The organism is Marinibacterium profundimaris (assembly GCF_002210095.1).
GTDB lineage: Bacteria > Pseudomonadota > Alphaproteobacteria > Rhodobacterales > Rhodobacteraceae > Marinibacterium > Marinibacterium profundimaris.
On sequence record NZ_AQQR01000004.1, the window covers coordinates 206538 to 224949 of the forward strand.

Genomic DNA, 18412 nt, shown 5'->3' on the forward strand with positions numbered 1-18412 from the left:
GCGAAACCGGCCATCCGGCCCTGCCTTTCCCCGGGAGGGGCGCCGGTCGCCACGCCCCATTGCCGCCGGCCCGGCACCGCCCCCTGCCGTGCAGCGCCGGATCAGCAGGCCGCCCGCAGCGTCTCGACCAGCGCGAGCCGGGCGGGGAAATAGCCCGAGGTCGCGGCATCGGCCTCCGACCCGAACCAGGCCACCGAAAGCCCGCGCGCCGGATCCGCGAACAGGTACTGCCCGTGGATGCCCACGCCCCGCAGCAGCGGTTCGGCCCCGCGATGGATGTAGAACTTGGACCGGTAATGCATGTCGACCCCGGGATAGAACGCGGCGAAATCGCCCCTGTTCCAAAGCGCGGGGTCGCCATTGTCGAAGATGTCCGTGATCCAGGCCTCGGGCACCACCTGCCGCCCGTCGCCGCGCCGGCCGCCATTGGCGATGACGGTGCCCAGCCGCGCCAGGTCCCGCGCGGTGAAACAGACACCGCCCGCCGCCCGCGCCCCGCCGATCCGGTCGACGGTGATGTAACCCGGCCGCTCGGCGCCCATGGGCTGCCACAGGTGCTCCGACAGCAGGTCGGCATAGCGCGTGCCCGTCGCCCGCTCCATCACCCAGGCCATCAGGTCCGTCACCGGCGAGACATAGTGGAAACGGTCGCCATGCGGCCCGTCGCTGTCCTTGAGCGTCAGCTGGAAGCTGCGCAGGTCCAGCGGCTCCTCGCCGGGCTCCAGCGGGTTCCAGTTGGCGGCCTTGCGATAGGCGATGATCGGCCCGCCGGCGGCGGTGTAATCCTCGGAAAAGGCCACCCCCACCTGCATGTCCAGCGCCTGGCGCACCGTGGCGCCCTCATAGCCGGTGCCGCGCAGTTCGGGGATGTATTCGGTCAGCGGCTGGGACACGTCCAGCAGATCCTTGCCCGCAAGGATCCCGGCCAGCAGGCCCAGAACGGATTTCGACACCGACATCAGGGTATGCGGATCTTCGGCCGTCATCCCGTTGCGATACAGCTCGTGCACCACGCGGCCCTGGTGCATCACCACCAGCGCGTCGGTGTTCGTGCCGGCCACCATGCGCGCGACCTCGTCCGGATCTATCAGCGGCCCGGCCTCCTCGACCTGCCAGACATCCCCGGGCGCATTGCGGATCCCGGCCGAGGGCACGATCTCGCGCACATGGTGGAACGCCCAGGATGAAAAGGGCCGTGTCCGCCAGTTGGCCAGCGTCACCCGCGCCTCGGGCGCCGGGGGGAAGCCTTGCATCAGGTCCATGAGTTACCTCCGTTTTTCCGCAGCGAAGCCGGTTTGCGCGGCGGGCACAAGCGGAACCTGAGGTCGGTCCGCGCCACGTGGCGAATAGGGCAGCCCCGGAGAGCGCTGGGACGCCATTGATGCGCCATTGGTTCAAGTTCATTGGCGACGGGCGGGAGCTCTGCGGAACTGCCCGGCCCGCCGCCCTACCTGTCCTGGAAATAGTCGTAGATCTTTTCGGCCAGCGCGTCCGAAATCCCGTCGACCGCCTTCAGATCCACAAGGTTCGCTCGGCTTACCGCCTTGGCCGAACCGAAATGCTTCAGCAGCGCGCGCTTGCGCGTGGCCCCCACGCCGGCGATCTCGTCCAGCGGGTTGGCCGCCACCGATTTCGCCCGCTTCGCCCGGTGGGTCCCGATGGCAAAGCGGTGCGCCTCGTCCCTCAGGCGCTGGATAAAATAGAGCACCGGATCGTTGTGGCGCAGCGCCATGGGCATCTTGCCCACACGGTGGAATTCCTCCTTGCCGTGGTCGCGGTCCACGCCCTTGGCGACGCCGACCATCGGGATATCCTCGACCCCGTATTGCGCCATGATCTCGGCCACCGCGCTGACCTGCCCGGCGCCGCCGTCGATCAGCAGCAGATCGGGCCAGTGCCCCTGTTCGCGGTCCGGATCCTCTTTCTGCAGGCGCGCGAAGCGGCGCGACAGCACCTCCTTCATCATGCCGAAGTCATCGCCGGGGGTCAGCTCGTCCCCCTTGATGTTGAACTTGCGGTACTGGCTCTTCAGGAACCCTTCGGACCCGGCCACGATCATCGCGCCCACCGCATGGGCGCCCTGGATATGCGAGTTGTCGTAGACCTCGATCCGCTCCGGCGGCGCATCCAGGTCGAAGGCCTCGGCAATGCCGGCCAGCAGCTTCGCCTGCGTGGCGCTTTCCGCCATCCGCCGGGCCAGCGATTCCCGCGCGTTGCGCAGCGCGCCCGATACCAGTTCCTTCTTCTCGCCGCGCTGGGGCACGAGGATCTCGACCTTGCGGCCGGCCTTCTGGCTCAGCGCCTCGGTCATCAGGTCGCCGTCCTCGATCGCATCCGACAGGATCACCTGTTTCGGCGGCTCCTTGTTGTCGTAGAACTGGCCGAGAAAGGCCTCCATCACCTCGGCCGCGCTGACATCGGCGGCGAGACGCGGATAGAAATCCTTGTTCCCCCAGTTCTGGCCCGAGCGGATGAAGAACACCTGAACGCAGGCCTGCCCGCTGTCCATGTGCAGCGCGATCACGTCCGCCTCGTCGACCCCGCGCGGGTTGATCCCCTGGCTGGTCTGCACCGAGGTGAGCGCGCGGATCCGGTCGCGCAGGGCGGCGGCGCGTTCGAATTCCATCGCCTCCGAGGCGTCCATCATCTGCTCGGCCAGCTCCTCCTGCACCTTGGTCGACCGGCCCGACAGAAAGCGTTCGGCGTCGCGCACGGCCTCGGCGTATGCCGCGTCCGAGATATGGCCGACACAAGGGGCCGAGCAGCGCTTGATCTGGTAGAGCAGGCAGGGACGCGTGCGGCTTTCGAACATGGAATCCGAACAGTTGCGCAGCAGGAAGGCCTTCTGCAGCTGGTTCAGCGTGCGATTGACCGCGCCGGCGCTGGCGAAGGGGCCGAAATAGGCGCCCTTGTCGGACTTGGCGCCGCGATGCTTGCGGATCTGCGGAAAGCGGTGGTCCTTGGCGACCAGGATATTGGGGAAGCTCTTGTCGTCGCGCAGCAGCACGTTGTACTTCGGCTTCAGCTGCTTGATCAGGTTCTGTTCAAGCAGCAGCGCCTCGGTTTCCGTCCGCGTGGTCAGGAACATCATCGAGGCGGTGTCGCGGATCATCCGCGCGATCCGGGGGCTGTGGCCCGCCGGCCGCGCATAGTTCGACACCCGCGCCCTGAGGTTCCGCGCCTTGCCGACATAAAGCACCCGCGCCTGCGCATCCAGCATCCGGTACACGCCCGGAGAGCTGTCGAGCGTCTTCAGGTAGCCCTGGATACAGGTGTGTCCGGTGGGCGCCGGAGGGGCGGACGGACCATCGGACGATTCGGGTCTGGGCTCGGCATCGGCGGTCATGGACGACAGATATGATTCCCGGATGTTCGCTGCAATCTCGGAGCGGCGGGTTCAAGCCAAAACAAATCCACCATTCCTGTGGATAAGTCTGAGCATATGTTTGGGGCTTGTTGGATTTTTCTTTGTAAAACGGGGCTTTCGTTAACTTGCCGAAAAAATGGGCGCTCCTGTAACCGGCTGAAATTCTTCCAGAAAAAACCGAAACCGAACCAAACCTATGAATCGAAAGGGTCTTTTGTAACGCGCGCGTGACAACTGTACGTTCAGTGCAAAACTTTGGGCGATGCGCCCCGCAGGCGGGTTATTCCGGACCCAGTATATCAGGCGTGCGCCAGGCCAGGTGCTGGCCTCCGTCGACGCACAGGAGCTGCCCGGTGATGCCCGGCGCATCAAGGAAATAGCCCAGCGCCCCGGTGATGTCGGCGGGGTTGGCGCCCCGCTCGAGCACGGTGGCGCCGCGCTGCTTCGCATAGGCCTCGTCGGACTGGCGCGCGCCCTGCAGCGTGGGCCCCGGGCCGATCGCGTTGACCCGGATCGCCGGAGCCAGCGCCCGCGCGGCGGTCTGCGTCAGGGTCCAGAGCCCGGCCTTGGCGATCGTGTAGGTCATGAACTCGGGCGTCAGCTTGCGCACCCGCTGGTCGACCATGTTGACGATCAGGCCGGTGGCCTTCGGCTCTCCCATGTCGTCGGTCTCGGGCTCCAGCCCCTGGGCGGCCATCGCCTGAGTCAGCAGGAAGGGCGCCTGCAGGTTCGAGCCGATGTGCCTGTCCCAGCTGTCGCGCGTGGCGGTGCGGATATTGTCGTATTCGAAAATCGACGCGTTGTTGACCAGACAGGTGATCGGCCCGCCCAGCGCCTCGGCCGCGCGGGGCAGAAGCGCCTCGGCCGCGTCCAGGTCCAACAGGTCGGCCTGCAGGGTAACCGCGGAACGCCCGGCGGCGCGGATCTCGGACGCGGTGTCTTCTGCGCCCTCCTGCGAGCCCGCGTAATGCACGGCCACGTCATGCCCGCGGGAGCCGAGGTAGATCGCCATCGCCCGGCCCAGCCGATTGCCGGCACCGGTCACCAATGCGCGTCCAGTCATGAGATCCTCCGAAGTGAACGGTCAGAACAACAGAGTTGCGACATAGCCCAGATAGAGCACCGTCAAGGCAAGCCCCCAGGGCCAGGTTATGTCGCGCCGGAAGAAGACGAAGGGCACGATCAGCAGGGCCGAGCCAAGCATGACCCAGAGGTCGAAATCGAGAAACTCGGGATCGACACGGATCGGCCCGAACATGGCGGCGACGCCGATGATCGCCAGCAGGTTGAACATGTTCGACCCGATGACATTGCCCAGCGCCACGTCGGCCTGGCGGCGCAGCGCCGCCATCACGGTGGTCGCCAGTTCGGGCAGCGAGGTGCCCACGGCCACAAGCGTCAGGCCGATCACCGTGTCGCTCACGCCGTAGGCGCTGGCGATTTCCGAGGCGCTGTCGACCAGCAGGCTGGCCCCCATGGGCAGGCCCACGAGGCCCAGAACCAGGTAGAACCCGATACGCCAGAACGGCATGTCGGGATCGGCTTCCTCGATCTCGTCCATCTCGTCGGGCTGGCCGCTCCGGCGGTGGCACCGCGCCTCCCAGATGTTTTCGCCCAGGATCAGAGCCAGCGCGCCCAGCAGGATCAGGCCCGAGCCGAAGCCGATGACGCCCTGGGCCGAGATGCCGATGAACAGGACCGAGGCCCCGATCATCAGCAGGAAGGATTTGCGCGTGTCGCATTCGCTGGTGTGCAGCGTCGCCAGCAGGGCGGGAATGCCCAGCACCAGCAGGATGTTTGCGATGTTCGATCCCACCACGTTGCCCAGCGCGATACCGGGCGCGTCGTTCAGCGTTGCCTTGATCGCCACCAGAAGTTCCGGCGCCGAAGTGCCGAAGGCCACCACCGTCAGGCTGACGATCAGGGCCGGAACGCCAAGGCGGAGGCTGAGGTTCACGGCGCCCTTCACAAGAAGATCGCCCGCCAGGACCAGCATCAGCAGCCCCAGCGCGCTGTAGAACCATGGCAGGATCACGAATGCCCTCCTTTGCAGGGACAGGGACCCTTGCCGATGCGGAATCGGCCGCAGCGGGGGCATTTCTTGTCGGTCAGCCGATCACGGCCCGGCAGGCGCAGCTTCAGCCGCCCGAACATGGCAAGCACCGCGATCGCGATGAGAAACAATGTGACAATCTTGACGATCACGTCAGAGGCCAAAACGCGCGAAGGCCGCGCGCTCCTCGATGGCACCGGTCGCCTCGGACATGATCCGGGCGCCCAGACGAGAGAACAGGGTTCTCTTCGGCCCGTAGCGCTTGAACTGGACCTTGTCGCCAAAGCGCTCTTCCAGGACCGGGCGCAGGTGGCCGATACCGTCGATCAGCCCCAGCTCCAGCGCCTGCGCGCCAAGCCAGACCTCGCCGTTGAACAGGTCCTCGCCCTCGACCAGTCGGTCGCCGCGGCGGGATTTGACGTGGTCGATGAAATTGGCATGGATGCCGTTGAGCATGCTGTGCAGCCGGGCGACATCCTCTTCCTTCTCGGGGCGAAACGGGTCCATCATGGATTTCGACGTGCCGGCAGTATGCACCCGCCGCTCGATCCCGTGGCGCGACAGGAAGAGGTTGGCGCCGAAGCTGGCCGAGATCACCCCGATGGAGCCGACGATGGAGCTGGCATCGGCGTGGATCTCGTCGGCTGCGGCGGCAAGCCAATAGCCGCCAGAGGCCGCGATATCCTCGACGAAGGCGATCACCGGGATCTTTTTCTTCTCGGCCAGCCGCCGGACGCGGGCGCCGATCAGCGCCGATTGCACGGGCGATCCGCCAGGAGAGTTGATCAGGAGGGCAACGGCCCTGGGCTTGCCCTTCGTGAAGGCACGCTCGAGCACGGGACCGATGCTTTCGTCGCTCAGACCGCCGCGGGCTGACATGCCTATGGCCCCGCTAAGCCGGACGACGGCCACGGTCGGCCGGGAGCGCAGGAAGGGCAGCCTGTCTATCATGCAGCCCGATGTAGAACCGCGACGGCCCACAAACAAGGCGGGCGCCGCGACGATAGGCAGCAGGAAGGACGATTCTTTACGGTGATCGGCAGGAATGCCACGCCCGTTACGACCGGATGCGCCAGCCCGTGCGGAAGATCCACCAGATCAGGCCGAGGCAAAGCGCGGTGAACCCGGCGATGGCCAGAAGGCTGACGCCCACCGGCACGTCGGCCACGGCATAGAAGGACCAGCGGAAGCCCGAGATCAGGTAGACCACCGGATTGAACAGCGACACGGTCTGCCAGACCGGCGGCAGCATCGAGGTCGAATAGAACGCCCCACCCAGGAAGACGAGCGGCGTGATGACCATCAGCGGCACGATCTGCAGCTGCTCGAAATTCTTCGCCCAGATGCCCAGGATGAACCCCAGAAGCGAAAAACTGAGACAGGTCAGCAGCAGGAAGGCCACCATCGGCAGCGGGTGAGCGATCTGCAACTCCACGAAGAAGGAGGCGGTGACGATGATCACCACCCCGATGAACAGCGCCTTGGTCGCCGCCGCGCCGACAAAGCCCAGCACGATTTCCAGGAAGTTCATCGGCGCCGAGAGCGGTTCGTAGATCGTGCCAATGAACTTCGGGAAATAGATCCCGAACGAGGCGTTCGAGATCGCCTGGCTCATCACCGACAGCATCACCAGCCCCGGGACGATGAAGGCGCCATAGCTCACGCCCTCGACCTCGTCGATGCGCGAGCCGATCGCCGCGCCGAAGACCACGAAGTAGAGCGAGGTCGAAATCACCGGCGACAGGAAGCTTTGCATGAAGGTGCGGAAAAAGCGGCTCATCTCGCGGTGGTAGATGGCCCAGACGGCGGTGAGGTTCACGCGGCGCCCTCCTTCTTGTGCTCCTCGGCGGCGACGAGGTCGACGAAGATGTCTTCAAGGCTGCTCTGCCGGGTTTCCACGTCGCGCAGCACGAGGCCGGCGGCCGCGACATCGTTCAGCAGCGCGGTGATCCCGGTACGGTCGCCGCTGCGGGTGTCGTAGCCATAGATCAGCCGGTCGCCGCCTTCGCCCAGGTCCAGGTCGTAGCCGGACAGGCTGTCGGGGATCGCCGTGACCGGATCCTTCAGGTGCACGATGATCTCCTTGCGGCCCATCTGGCGCATCAGGTCGGCCTTGTCCTCGACCAGCAGGATCTGCCCGTCGTTGATCACGGCAACGCGGTCGGCGATGGCCTCGGCCTCCTCGATGTAGTGGGTGGTCAGGATGATGGTGACGCCCTCGGCCTTCATGTCCTCGACGATGCGCCACATGTCGCGGCGCAGTTCCACGTCGACGCCGGCCGTCGGTTCGTCCAGGAACAGCACGCGCGGCTCGTGGACCAGCGCCTTGGCGATCAGCACGCGGCGGCGCATGCCCCCCGACAGCTGCTTCAGCTCGCTGTCCCGCTTGTCCCACAGCGACAGCCGGGTGAGGATCTTTTCGACCAGCGCGTCGTCGCGTGTCCGGCCGAACAGCCCGCGCGAGAAGCGGACGGTGCGGATCACCGTCTCGAACGGCTCCAGAGCGATCTCCTGCGGGACAAGGCCGATCAGCGATCGCGCGGCGCGGTAGTCGGTTTCGATGTCATGCCCGCTGACGATCACGCTGCCCGAGGTGGGCATGGTGATGCCGCAGACGGTCGAGATCAGCGTTGTCTTGCCCGCGCCATTGGGCCCGAGCAACGCCAGGATCTCGCCCTCGCGAATCGTGAGCGAGACGCCCTTGAGCGCCTCGAATCCTTCCGCGTAGACCTTTTTCAGGTCCCGGATCGTGACGATGTCCGCCATGCTGCCCCCTTCTTGCCCCGCCCGTGCCGCGGGATGCGGATGGATCTAGCCGCGCAGGCGGCCGAACCAACCTTTTTTCTTCGCGACTTCCTCTGCCTCGGCGGCTTCTCCGGCATCGTCGCCCTCGGCGGGGCCTTCCAGAGCCGTCTGCAGGCGCGTGAAGAAATTGTCGGCCATCTTCTTGGCAAAGCCGTCGATGATCCGGCTGCCCAGCTGCGCGAGCTTGCCGCCGACCTTCGCATCGACGTCATAGCTCAGCGTCGTGCCGCCATCGGCATTGGGTGCGAATGTCACCACGGCCGCGCCCTTGGCAAAGCCCGCGGCCCCCCCCTTGCCTTCACCGCTGATGGTCAGCTTCTCGTTCTCGACCATGTCGGACATGGTCACATTGCCCTTGAAGGTCGCCTTCACCGGGCCGACCTTCTGGGTCACCGTCGCGCTGTAACCCTCCTCGGGCGAGCCTTCGACCTCCTGCGCGCCGGGGATGCAGGCCTTCAGCATCTCGGGATCGAGAAGCGCGGCGTAGACGGTGGCCGGATCGGCCTTGATCTCGCGCGTGTCGCTCATCTGCATTGAGGGGTCCTCCTGTCCTGGTATCGTATCTAGTAGCGCGCCGGGCCGCCTGCGCCAATCGGTCTTTGGGAGGGGGCCGGCCGCGCGCCGGACTTGCCAAGCATGCCTGCTGTGATAGCGGTGCCGGGCAACATGAGGCTGAGGGCAGATGGAAAACCGGGCGGCGGCGGGTATCGCGTTCATCACGGCGGGGATCTTCTGCATCTCGATCAACGACATGCTCATCAAGGAGCTGTCGGGCGGCTACCCGCTGCACCAGATGGTCTTTGTCCGCTCGCTCATCGGGCTCGGCTTCAGCCTGATCTTCGTTCAGCTGGAGGGCGGGTTTTCCATCCTGCGCACGCGCCAGCCCTGGCTGCATGCCTTCCGCGGCCTGTTGCTGGTGGCCGCCAACATGACCTATTTCGCCGCCCTCGCGGCCCTGCCGCTGGCCGATGCCACGGCTCTGTTCTTCGTGGCGCCGCTTTTTATCACCGTGCTGTCGATCCCGATCCTGGGCGAGAAGGTCGGCCCGCTGCGGATGGGCGCGGTGCTGGTAGGTTTTGCCGGCGTCGTGCTGATGCAACGCCCCTGGGCCGGGCGCGAGGCGCTGGAGGTCAGCCGCATCGTGCTGCTGCTGCCGGTCTTCTCGGCGCTGCTTTATGCCACGAACCAGCTCATGACCCGCAGACTGGGCGCGACCACCAAGGCCTCGGCGCTGTCGGTCTATATCCAGGGGACGTTCATCATCGTATCGACCCTGTTCTGGCTGGTGGCCGGGGACGGGCGCTTTGCCGAAGGGGTCGAGAGCGCCTCGGTCGTGTTCCTGCTGCGGGCCTGGGTCTGGCCGCAGGGCTCGGACTGGCTGTACTTCGTCGGGCTGGGGCTGAACGCGGCGGTGATCGGCTACGCGCTGAGCGCAGCCTACCGCTCTGCCGATGCCGCCACCATCGCGCCGTTCGAATACATCGGCCTGCCGCTGGCGGTGTTCTGGGGCTTCGTCATCTTCGACACGCTGCCGGGCTGGGAGGTCTGGATCGGCATGGCGCTGATCATGGGCTCCGGGCTGTTCGTCTTCCTGCGCGAGCGGCAGCTGTCCCGGCGCATCGCGCGCGGGCAGGTCAAGCTGCGCTAGCGGCCGCGTATTGATCCGGTGACGGTGGCCAAGACCGGCGGTGCGGTTTAAAGCCTGCGTTCAGATTGCTGCCCTAAGCTGCCGCCCGGATCACAGGAGCCGCCATGTCCCGCCCCGCCCTTGCCCGCTGGCTGAGCCAGACCAACGACGTCACGCAGACCTTTCTGGCCGCCGGGCGGATCCCGGGGCTGATCAACCTGGCGGGCGGGCTGCCCGATCCGTCGGTCTGGCCGGTGGACGCGCTGGCCGGTTATGCGCAATCGGCCGTGGCCGACCACCCCGGCGACAGCCTGGCCTATTCGCCGATCGACGGCCTGCCGGGCCTGCGCGACGTCATCGCCGCGCGCTTTTCGCGGGGCGATCTGAAGCTGGGCCGCGAGAACGTCATGGTGACGACCGGCGGCATGCAGGCGCTGGACCTGGTGGGCAAGGTGCTGCTGGACCAGGGCGATGCCATCGCCGCGCAATCGCCGGCCTACCTTGGCGCGCTCGACGCCTGGATGCCGCGCGGCCCGGCCTACCGGCCGATGCGGCTGGACACCAACGACGTGGATATCGCCGGCTGCATGGCGGGCGCGAAATTCGCCTACACGGTGCCGAACTTTTCCAACCCCTCCGGCCGCCTGGTCGAGGCGGATCAGCGGCAGGAGCTGGTCGCAGCCGCCCATGACACCGGCTGCTGGCTGGTCGAGGACGATCCCTATGGCGCGCTCTACTACGACGGCGATCCGCTGCCGCGCCTGCTGGATCTGTCGGCGAAGGGCCAGGGCGACGGTCCCTACGACGGGCCGGTGATCTACCTTGGCACGCTGTCGAAGGAACTGGCGCCGGGCATGCGCATCGGCTGGGTCATCGCCGCGCCCGAGATGATCGTGGCGCTGACCACGGCCAAGCAGGGGTCGGACATGTTCACCTCGGGCATCTGCCAGCGCATGGCGCAATCCGCGCTGGAGGACGGGCTGCCCGAACAGGTGCTGCCGCAGATCATCGATCTGTACCGCGCGCGCCGCGACGCGCTCTGCGCCGCGATGGCCGAGCATCTGGGCGATCTTTATGATTGGGACGTGCCGAAGGGCGGCATGTTCGTCTGGGCCGTGGCAAAGGATCCGCGCCTGAATACCGATGCGCTGATGACGCGCGGGCTGGACCACGGGGTCTGCATCTCGCCCAGCTCGGTCTTCGATCCCGAAGGCAAGGACCACCGGGCGACGCGGCTGAACTTCACCCTCAACCCGCCCGAGAAACTGGCCGAGGGCGTGCGCCGCCTGGCCGAGGCGACGCGTGCGGAGCTTGCCTCCCTCTGAACCGGGGTCGTCAGTCGGAATGTCGTCCGTCGCAACTGCGCGCCCGCCCTTTTGCGGGACAGTCCGCGGGCGTTGTGCCCGATGCGCAAAGATCCCGCCCCTCGCAGGCCGGGTCTGTCCCTGTAGATCTGATCGCGGCCCTCAGGCCAGGACCGTCACCCGGATCGTGGCGTCGGGCCGCCGCTGGTCCAGACGGGCGCGGGCCGTATCCAGCTTTGCATGCGCCGCTTCCAGCAGCACCAGCGCCCGGGCCCGTTCCTCGTATAGTCGCCGGATGCGGGAGCCGGGATTGCCCATCGCGTCGCGGTTGGGCCGGAGTGTCGCCGGGAACCAGGCACGCATCTCCTCCAGCGCCTCGCGCCAGGCGCGATCGGCCTCGATGTATCGCAAGTAGGTGACGCGCAGCGCGCGACGCCGTGTGGCCAGTTCTGACTGCATCGCTTTCTCCTCCACGTGCAGGACCGGTGGCATGATTCTACCACAAGCCGTCACGACCGCGCTATGGGCTGCGATGTCACGGTCTCGTGCAACCGTAAGCCATTCTGGCCGGGGGAGCCCAAAACCTGAATAAATCTCCTGAACTCCATGAGAAACGGCGTCTATCGCAAGACCCCCCGCCTCGCCGACCGCAATGGGGGCACTAAACCGTGCGAAAACCGGAAATTTCAAAAGACGCCAGGCGCCGTGACACGTGCCGCGCTTTTCCCGGCAGACCGGACTTGAACCCCGCCCGGCCGACCTGCTTAAGTCGGCCGGACGGACGTTGCGGTGACTGAACACCGGGGCCATGGCGCCCCGGGGACCGTGGCCTCCACCGTTACGGTTGAAAGGTGCCATGTTCCGGTTCCGCCCCGCTTTCCGGCCCCTTGCCCAGCATCGTGCCCAGTATTCCGTCGCGCATTTTTTCCTGCGTCTCTCCCGGCATCTGGCGCCGGCCCTGCTGGCCGCGCTGCTGCTGGCGCTGCTGGCCGACGTGCCCGGCGCCCGGGCGCAGGCCGACCCGCCGGAGCGCCGGCGCTTTCTCTTCCTCTATGCCAACCAGAGCACCCTGCCCGCCAACCTCGAGACGACGCGCGGGCTGGAAGAGCGGCTCCGTGCCGCGCTGGGATCCTCCTACGAGGTCTATGCCGAGTACCGCGACATCCAGCGTTTTCCCGGCCCGCTGGAGGATGCGCGCTTTCGCCAACGGCTCGAGGACCGCTATAGCGACTTCCACCTGGACGCGATCCTGGCCCTGGGCCGGAACGGTCTGCAGGTCGCGCTGGAGCAGCACGACATGCTGGGCCCGGACGTGCCGGTGATCTACGGCGGCTTCAGTGCGCGGCACCTCGGGGATCTGGATCTGCCCCCGGGCTTTCACGGCTTCACCAACGAATACGACGCCCGCGGCACGGTCGAGCTGGCCCGCGCGCTGCAGCCCGACGCGCGGCGGCTGGTGGTCTTTGCCGGCAACGGGCCGCAGGACGAGCTGTGGAAGAGCTATTCCAACGACCAGCTCTCGGATCTCGACGGGATCGAGTACGAACTGGTCACGGACCTCACGCTCGACGGCTTCGTGGACCGGGCCGCGGCGCTGCCCCCGGACACGATCCTGCTGGTGCTGACGATCTTCAAGGACGCCGACGGGACCGATTACGCGCCGCTCCATGCCGCCGGCGTGATTGCCGAGGCGGCCAGCGTGCCGACCTACGGCGTCTACGAAACCTTCATCGGCGGCGGCATCACCGGCGGCGAGGTCGACACCTTCGAGGACCTCGGCATGGCCATGGGCGAGACCGCGCTGCGGCTTCTGGACGGCCAGAGCGTCCCGGCGCACGCCGTGGCCCCCTCGCGCCGGGTGGTGGACTGGCGCCAGCTGGAGCGCTTCGATATCGACCCTGAACGCGTCCCGCCGGGTACCGAGATCCGCTATTACACCCCCACGCTGTGGGAGGAATTCGCGCCGCAGATCCTGCTGGCCACCGCGATCATCCTGGCGCAATCGGGCACCATCGCCGCGCTGGTGATCCAGAACCGTCGCCGGCGCGAGACCGAGGCGGAGATGACGCGCCAGCGGCTGGAGATGGCGCACCTGGCGCGGGTGGCGCAGCTGGGCGAATTGTCCGGCGCGCTGGCGCATGAACTGAACCAGCCGCTCACCTCTATCCTGGCCAATGCAGAGGCCGGATCGCGCCTGATCGCGCGCGCGGCGCCGGACCTGGACGAGATCAGCGAGATCTTCGGCGACATCGCCGCCGAGGACAGGCGCGCCGCCGCCATCATCACGGACCTGCGGCGGCTGATGTCGAAGGGCGACAGCATCTTCGAGCCGCTGGAGCTGAACACGGTGATCCGCGCGACCCTGGCGCTGGCCGCGACCGAGATCGCCCGGCGCGACCTGCGAGTCGACCTGCAATTGTCCCGCGACCCCATTGCGATCAACGGCAACAGGGGGCAGCTTCAGCAGGTGGTGCTCAACTTGTTGATAAATGCGGCGGAAGCCATGAGTGAGTTCAGGGAGGGCCGGGCGCGCGTGATCCTGTCGACCGGGGCGCGGGACGACGGGATGGTGGGCCTGGTGCTGCGCGATTTCGGGCCGGGGCTGGACGCCGGTGTCGATCCGTTCCGCCCCTTCGCCACGACGAAGTCCTCCGGCATGGGGCTGGGCCTGCCGATCTGCCGCACCATCGCCGAAGCCCATGGCGGCCGGCTGACGCTGGAACCGGCCGAGGGCGGAGGGACGCGGGCGATCTTCGCGTTGCCGCGCGCATGAGCACGTCCGCCGAGATGTCCCCCGAAACGCCCCCCGGCGCACCGGATCCGGTGATCCACATCGTGGACGATGACGGCGCGGTGCGCACCGCGCTCAGCCGTGTGCTGCGCGCCGAGGGCTACGCCGTAGAACCGCACAGCGGCGCGGCGGCTTTCGTGGCCGCTCTGGAGGGGAATGACGGCCCCGGCTGCGCGGTCTTCGACCTGCAGATGCCCGAAACCGGCGGGCTGGAGCTGCAGCGCATGCTTGAGACCCGCGGCGTGGACCTGCCGGTGATCTTCCTCACCGGCCATGGCGACGTGGCCTCCTGCGTCGAGGCCATGAAGCTGGGCGCGGTGGATTTCCTGGAAAAACCGGTGCAGGCGGCAGAACTGTTCGCGGCAGTGGACCGCGCGCTGGCGCTCGACCGCCAGCGCCGGGCCGCCGTCGATGCGCGGGCGCTGCGAGATAGCCTGCTGTCGCGCCTGACCCCGCGCGAGGCCGAGGTGATGGAACGCATCGTCACGGGCCGGCTGAACAAGCAGATCGCCGGGGACCTCGGGATCTCGGAGAAGACGGTGAAGGTGCACCGGCAGCGGGTCATGCACAAGCTCGAGGTGCGCACCCTGGCGGAGCTGGTGGGGCTGGTGCTGCGTCATCAGGAGCCCGAACAGGCTCCACGGGCCTCCGCGGACGGCGGCGCGGAGCCGTCAGACGACCGGGAAATGCGCCGGCGGGGATCCGCCGGGGGTAAGGCATAGGTCCAACTGTTCGGCCGGTTCGCCGCGCCATAGGACTCGGATCATGACGGATTTCGCCTGCCTTGTCGCGATCGTGGATGACCATGCGCAAAGCCGCAGGGCGCTGGCACGCCTGCTCGGCTCCATGAACTGCGGCACGGTCGTCTTCGCGTCGGGCGAGGCCTTCCTCACCCCCGGCGGGCCGGAGGTGCCGGACCTGGTCCTGCTGGATTTCAACCTGGCCGGGCTGAGCGGTCTGGAGCTGTTGGGGCAGGCGTTGCGGCGGCATCCGGGGGCGACGGTTCTGGTGATCACGGGGCGCGAACAGCCGGGAATGCGGCAGAGCTGCCTCGATGCCGGGGCGCACGGGTTTCTGAACAAGCCGATCGGACAGGATGACCTGGTCCCCTTCTTGCGGGCGGGACATGAGCACAGCCTCAAGTCGGTGTGACGCCGGATTGGCGGGCACGCCGCGTCCGGTCCCGTGCCATCCCTGAACCACGGCCGGACCGCGGCGGACGACCCGCTGCCGCCGCCCCCGGCTGACCCAGGGGTACTTACAAGGTCCAACTATCAATCGCACCGTCCTCCGGGGACGTTACCGCCGGAGGAAGCCACGGCCCGACCTCGGCACCGAAGCGGGAGGCGGGCAAGAGCCCCCGACCGGACCACGGCCCGTACCGAGGCAACAAGCGAGGCAAGGCGTGAACGGGTCCCCGAGGTCCGCCGCCACTGACGGCAGCCGGATCCGCCCCCAGGACCCGGACACAGCCTGCCTCGCCCACCCCGGCGCATTGGCCCAGACCGAAGAATGACTGCGACAAGGAGAGCAACATGCGACACAAGATACTGGCCCTGACCCTGGCCGTGGCGGCAAGCGGCCTGGCGGCCCAGACCGTCATGGCACAGGACAGCCAGCCCACCACCAAGCCCAACATCCTTCTGATCGTCTCGGACGATACCGGCTGGGGCGACCTGGGCCCTTATCTGGGCGGCGAGGCGCGCGGCATGCCGACGCCGAACTTCGACAAGCTCGCCGACGAAGGCATGACCTTCACCAACTTCTACGGTCAGCCCTCCTGCACCCCGGGCCGCGCCGCGATCCAGACCGGACGCATTCCCAACCGTTCGGGCATGACCACCGTGGCCTTCCAGGGCCAGGGCGGCGGCCTGCCGAAGGCGGAATGGACGCTGGGGTCGGTGCTGAAGGAAGCTGGCTACAAGACCTATTTCACCGGCAAATGGCACCTGGGCGAGAGCGATTACGCGCTGCCGAATGCCCAAGGCTACGACGTGATGAAATACGCCTTCCTCTATCACCTCAACGCCTACACCTACACCGACCCCGAGTGGCACAAGGCCATGTCCAAGGAACAGCGCGAGATGTTCCAGAAGGTGACCCGCGGCGCGCTGTCCGGCAACGCCGGCGAGGACGCGAAGGAGGTCTTCAAGGTCAGCGGTGAATATGTCGACACTCCCGACAAGGGCGTCGTCGGCATTCCGTTCCTCGACAAATACGTCGAAGAGGCGACGATGGAATTCCTGGAGGACGCCGCGAAGGACACCAGCGAGCCGTTCTTCATCAACGTCAACTTCATGAAGAACCACCAGCCGAACCTGCCGCACCCGGATTTCGAGGGCAAATCGACGACCAAGCTTCCTTATGCGGATTCGGTCATCGAGCTCGACACCCGCATCGGCAACGTGCTGGCAAAGCTCGATGAACTGGGCCTCGCCGACAACACGCTGGTCTTCTACACCGTGGACAACGGCGCCTGGCAGGACGTCTATCCCGACAGCGGCTACACCCCGTTCCGGGGCACCAAGGGCACCGTGCGTGAAGGCGGCAACCTGGTTCCCGCAATCGTGCGCTGGCCGGGCCAGGTGCCGGCCAATGTCGTCAACAACGACATCACCGGCGGTCTCGACCTGATGGCCTCCTTCGCGTCGCTGGCCGGTCAGGACCTGCCGACCGAGGACCGCGAAGGCCAGCCGATCATCTTCGACAGCTACGACATGACCCCGGTCTGGACCGGCTCGGGCGACAGCCCGCGCAACGAATGGTTCTACTTCACCGAGGACGAGCTGAGCCCGGGTGCCGTGCGCGTCGGCCAGTTCAAGTTCGTGTTCAACCTGCGCGGCGGCGACGGTGCCTCCACGGGCGGTCTGGCGGTCGACACCAACCTCGGCTGGAAAGGCGCCAGCGAATACGTCGCGACCGTGCCGCAGGTGTTCAACCTGCTGTCCGACCCGCAGGAACGCTATGACATCTTCATGACGACCTTCACCGAAGCGACCTGGACCACCGTTGCCGCCAACCAGGTCGTGGCCAAGCTGATGAAAAGCTACGTGACGTACCCGCCGCGCAAGCTGCAGAGCGAGACCTACACCGGGCCGATCACCATCTCGAACTATCAGCGGTTCGAATGGGTGCGCGACCAGCTCGCCAAGGACGGCGTCAGCATCGGCATGCCGACAGGAAACTGATGCATACGGCTCTTGCCGAGGTTCTGTGATATGGTCGGGTCCGGAAACGGGCCTGATCTTTTCGTTTCAAGTGACCGGCCTCGGGCCCTGACGCCGGACAGACTGGAGGAATTCATGCGTTTGATGCGCCCCCTGATCACTGCAGCCGCCGTGGCCTTCGCCCTTCCGGCATTGTCCCAGACCGACCCGCTGCCGTCCTGGAACGACGGCGACAGCAAGGCCGCGATCATCGCCTTCGTCGACGGCGTGACGACCGAAGGCGGCGACGACTTCGTCGCGGTGGCCGACCGCGTCGCGGTCTTCGACAACGACGGCACGCTCTGGGCCGAGAAGCCGGCCTACGTGCAGCTTTACTTCGCCATCGACCGGGTCAAGGCGCTGGCGCCGCAGCATCCCGACTGGACCACCACCGAGCCGTTTGCCTCGATCCTGAAGGGTGACATCGACAAGGCGTTCGCCGGCGGCCACAAGGCCATCGCCGAGGTCATCGGGGCGACCCATTCGGGCATGACGACCGAGGAATTCAACTCCACCGTGCTGGACTGGATCACCACGGCGAAGAACCCCGAAACCGGCCGGCCCGTCCTCGACATGGTCTACCAGCCGATGCTGGAGCTTCTGGCCTATTTGCGCGCCAACGGCTTCCAGACCTTCGTCGTCTCCGGCGGCGGCATCGACTTCATGCGCGCCTTCACCGAACAGGCCTATGGCATCCCCAACCCGCAGATCGTGGGCAGTTCGGGCAAGCTCAAGTTCGATATCGTCGACGGCAAACCCGAGCTGCTGAAGGAGCCGGACGTCGACTTCATCGACGACGGCCCAGGCAAGCCCGTGGGGATCCAGATGCATATCGGCAAGCAGCCCATCGCCGCCTTCGGCAATTCCGACGGCGACCTGCAGATGCTGCAATACACCTGCATCACCGACGGCCCCCGTTTCTGCGCCTTCGTGCATCACACGGACGGCACGCGCGAATGGGCGTACGACAAGGACAGCAACGTCGGACAGCTGGACGAGGGGCTGAGTGCCGCCTCGACCTATGGCTGGACGCTGTTCGACATGGCCAAGGACTGGAAGGTGGTGTTCCCCGGCACACAGTGAGACCCGGCGCCGGGGCCCTCGGGGTTCACCGCAGGGCCACAGGCATGATGTCTCCACGGACAGGGGCGCTCCGGATCAGGACCGGAGGGCCCCTGCTGGTTTTGACCTTTGAGCCGAAGACAGGCCGCGCCCCAAGCCCGGGATCCACGCAATCCGCCCCGGCCGGCGGGCAGTCC

The 18412-nt window shown here is 66.8% G+C and carries 16 protein-coding genes; 7 read left to right on the forward strand and 9 right to left on the reverse strand.

The annotated features are described in order from the left end of the window. Nucleotides 1–101: 101 nt before the first annotated feature. The 8 genes from ATO3_RS12065 to ATO3_RS12100 all read right to left on the reverse strand — a co-directional run bounded on the left by ATO3_RS12065 (nt 102) and on the right by ATO3_RS12100 (nt 8759). Nucleotides 102–1262: a serine hydrolase domain-containing protein gene (locus tag ATO3_RS12065; protein WP_088650116.1), complete on the reverse strand. Its 1161-nt coding sequence runs from the start codon at nt 1260–1262 to the stop codon at nt 102–104. A 185-nt stretch (nt 1263–1447) separates the two neighbouring features. After that, a complete protein-coding gene (gene uvrC / locus ATO3_RS12070; protein WP_088650117.1) occupies nt 1448–3346 on the reverse strand; it encodes an excinuclease ABC subunit UvrC in 1899 nt (632 codons plus the stop codon). A gap of 301 nt (nt 3347–3647) precedes the next feature. Next, entirely contained in the window at nt 3648–4430 is a 783-nt protein-coding gene (locus ATO3_RS12075; RefSeq protein WP_088650118.1) for an SDR family oxidoreductase, read from the reverse strand. A 21-nt stretch (nt 4431–4451) separates the two neighbouring features. Next, nucleotides 4452–5399, reverse strand: coding sequence for a calcium/sodium antiporter (locus ATO3_RS12080; protein ID WP_088650439.1), 948 nt, complete (start codon nt 5397–5399; stop codon nt 4452–4454). Nucleotides 5400–5573: 174 nt separating this feature from the next. Continuing rightward, nucleotides 5574–6371: a S49 family peptidase gene (locus tag ATO3_RS12085; RefSeq protein WP_088650119.1), complete on the reverse strand. Its 798-nt coding sequence runs from the start codon at nt 6369–6371 to the stop codon at nt 5574–5576. Nucleotides 6372–6477: 106 nt separating this feature from the next. Continuing rightward, a complete protein-coding gene (locus ATO3_RS12090) occupies nt 6478–7239 on the reverse strand; it encodes an ABC transporter permease (RefSeq protein WP_088650120.1) in 762 nt (253 codons plus the stop codon). Beyond that, nucleotides 7236–8186 (reverse strand): ABC transporter ATP-binding protein, encoded by a 951-nt coding sequence (locus tag ATO3_RS12095; RefSeq protein ID WP_088650121.1) that lies wholly within the window; start codon nt 8184–8186, stop codon nt 7236–7238. Before ATO3_RS12095 ends, ATO3_RS12090 begins: the two co-directional genes overlap by 4 nt. A 45-nt stretch (nt 8187–8231) precedes the next feature. Then, nucleotides 8232–8759, reverse strand: coding sequence for a CoxG family protein (locus ATO3_RS12100; protein ID WP_088650122.1), 528 nt, complete (start codon nt 8757–8759; stop codon nt 8232–8234). A 148-nt stretch (nt 8760–8907) separates the two neighbouring features. Between ATO3_RS12100 and ATO3_RS12105 the strand changes: the two genes are divergently transcribed. Then, nucleotides 8908–9873, forward strand: coding sequence for a DMT family transporter (locus ATO3_RS12105; RefSeq protein ID WP_088650123.1), 966 nt, complete (start codon nt 8908–8910; stop codon nt 9871–9873). A 104-nt stretch (nt 9874–9977) separates the two neighbouring features. After that, a complete protein-coding gene (locus tag ATO3_RS12110) occupies nt 9978–11177 on the forward strand; it encodes an aminotransferase-like domain-containing protein (protein ID WP_088650124.1) in 1200 nt (399 codons plus the stop codon). A 141-nt stretch (nt 11178–11318) separates the two neighbouring features. On the opposite strand, the gene ATO3_RS12115 is transcribed toward ATO3_RS12110, so the two are convergent. Next, complete coding sequence (locus tag ATO3_RS12115; protein WP_088650125.1) at nt 11319–11615, reverse strand: hypothetical protein; 297 nt, start codon at nt 11613–11615, stop codon at nt 11319–11321. Between the two features lie 397 nt (nt 11616–12012). Here ATO3_RS12115 and ATO3_RS12120 point away from each other — a divergent pair, with 397 nt between their 5' ends. From ATO3_RS12120 to ATO3_RS12140, 5 genes are all read left to right on the forward strand, one after another. Continuing rightward, on the forward strand, nt 12013–13929 hold the full coding sequence (locus ATO3_RS12120; protein WP_143747266.1) for a sensor histidine kinase: 1917 nt from the start codon (nt 12013–12015) through the stop codon (nt 13927–13929). Then, on the forward strand, nt 13926–14669 hold the full coding sequence (locus tag ATO3_RS12125) for a response regulator transcription factor (RefSeq protein ID WP_198963265.1): 744 nt from the start codon (nt 13926–13928) through the stop codon (nt 14667–14669). The genes ATO3_RS12120 and ATO3_RS12125 overlap by 4 nt, the downstream gene beginning before the upstream one ends. A gap of 43 nt (nt 14670–14712) precedes the next feature. Further along, entirely contained in the window at nt 14713–15099 is a 387-nt protein-coding gene (locus tag ATO3_RS12130; protein WP_088650127.1) for a response regulator, read from the forward strand. 383 nt (nt 15100–15482) lie between these two features. Further along, on the forward strand, nt 15483–17135 hold the full coding sequence (locus ATO3_RS12135) for an arylsulfatase (protein ID WP_088650128.1): 1653 nt from the start codon (nt 15483–15485) through the stop codon (nt 17133–17135). Nucleotides 17136–17249: 114 nt separating this feature from the next. Continuing rightward, nucleotides 17250–18236 (forward strand): HAD family hydrolase, encoded by a 987-nt coding sequence (locus ATO3_RS12140; protein WP_088650129.1) that lies wholly within the window; start codon nt 17250–17252, stop codon nt 18234–18236. Nucleotides 18237–18412 lie beyond the last annotated feature (176 nt).